Source organism: Bradyrhizobium retamae (assembly GCF_001440415.1).
GTDB lineage: Bacteria > Pseudomonadota > Alphaproteobacteria > Rhizobiales > Xanthobacteraceae > Bradyrhizobium > Bradyrhizobium retamae.
Genome location: NZ_LLYA01000111.1, coordinates 1 through 1,494 on the forward strand (window position 1 = coordinate 1; position 1,494 = coordinate 1,494).

At 61.4% G+C, this 1,494-nt stretch carries 3 protein-coding genes and 1 pseudogene; 2 read left to right on the plus strand and 2 right to left on the minus strand.

What is annotated here, in order from left to right:
- Positions 1 to 481 (minus strand): transposase (locus tag CQ13_RS42890; RefSeq protein WP_197427245.1); only part of this gene is annotated, 481 nt, incomplete at its 3' end.
- 63 nt (positions 482 to 544) lie between these two features.
- Positions 545 to 628 (minus strand): annotated as a pseudogene (locus tag CQ13_RS42895) (ATP-binding protein); the annotation flags it as partial.
- Positions 629 to 928: 300 nt separating this feature from the next.
- Between CQ13_RS42895 and CQ13_RS42900 the strand changes: the two are divergent.
- Together CQ13_RS42900 and CQ13_RS40935 are read left to right on the plus strand one after the other, a co-directional pair.
- Entirely contained in the window at positions 929 to 1,093 is a 165-nt protein-coding gene (locus CQ13_RS42900) for a hypothetical protein (protein WP_156433643.1), read from the plus strand.
- Positions 1,086 to 1,457: a recombinase family protein gene (locus CQ13_RS40935; protein ID WP_082637439.1), complete on the plus strand. Its 372-nt coding sequence runs from the start codon at positions 1,086 to 1,088 to the stop codon at positions 1,455 to 1,457. The genes CQ13_RS42900 and CQ13_RS40935 overlap by 8 nt, the downstream gene beginning before the upstream one ends.
- Positions 1,458 to 1,494 lie beyond the last annotated feature (37 nt).

Here is a 1,494-nt window from a genome sequence, read left to right on the forward strand (position 1 = left end):
TGCGATCATAGCTCATCGCCTTGTGCTTGGACGCGTTCGCCTTGATCTTGGTGCCATCGAGCGCAACGTGCCCGAGCTTCACCAACCCGGCCTTCTCGGCCAGCTTCAACACCTGCGCGAACAGGTCGGCCAGCGCCTTCAGGTGCCGCCGCCGGAACTCTGAGATCGTGCGGAAGTCCGGCGCATCGCCCGCCACGATCATCATGAAATCCGCCCGCTCCACCGCCGCCCTGGCGATCCGCCGCGACGAGTAGATACCGCTCGCGTAGCCGTGCAGAAGCAGCGCCGTCAGCATCCGAGGATCGAACGGCGGCTGCCCCAGCCCGCTTCGGTAGCTGCCTATGATCGCCGATAGATCAAGGCTTTCCCTGACCAGCGACACGATCAGCCGCGAAACGTGGTCCCTCGGCACATAATCCTGCACGCTCGGCGGCAGAAGCTGGGCCTCGTCGATCTTCCAGGGGCGAAATTCCTTGCTCATGGCTGCGCAAGGAATCAGACTCGCTCCCTCTTGACCAGTCACTACTCAGACAGGCTCCTAGACGAGATCGGCGAACAGGCGGGATGTTCGCTTGTAGAGGACGGAAAAGCCGTCGCGGCAGGCTTTGTTGCCGAGCGCGCAGGCAAGCCCACAAACATCCGTTCGAAGTTATCATTCAATATCCGCATCATCCGCGCGCCGGTGAGCGCGTGATCGTCTTCAGGCGGGTCATTCACGGGGCTCGCGTGCAGTTCCTGATCGAGCAGTCGGACGGCTGTCGCGTCCTGCTACCGGCGTGGATGACCGAGAGCCACGCGGCGTCATTGCCGACGGTCGAAGTCCCTCGACTTTCATTGGACTCGCTGCGCGAGCTTCGCGACCTCATCGGCTCGCAGCGCATATCCTCATCGCCGTCGTCGGGAACGACTCAGACTGGCGGAGGCGATGATGACACAATGGCAACAGCTGGATCTTCTGGTGCTCGCGACAAGCGCAATCCAACGTCGGCGACTCGATCCGATGATTCGCTCGGAGGTCGCGGGTTTGCTCAAGCTTCTTCTCAACGAATGCAGCGTCGCCCGCGCAAAGGCGAAGGAGGCAGACGATGAGTAAGATCACCCCAGATCATTTGTCACGTAGCGCCTATGTCTACGTTAGACAATCGACTCCCGATCAGCTGATCAACAATCCCGAGAGCCGCCGGCGTCAATACGGCCTTGCGACCCGCGCACAGGCGCTCGGCTGGGAAACCGCAATCGTCATCGACGATGACCTTGGCCGCTCCGGAGGGGGTACGGCGCGTCCCGGCTTCGAGCGCTTGTTGGCCGCGATCTGCACCGGCACCGCAGGCGCTGTGCTCGCTCTGGAGGCCTCGCGCCTGGCCCGTAATGGGCGCGATTGGCACACTCTTCTGGAGTTCTGCACTCTGGTAAATTGCCTGATCATCGAGCATGGCGTGTACGATCGATCATGTTGATACCTTCATTTGTTTGCTCTCGGGTCGAAAACGAGGT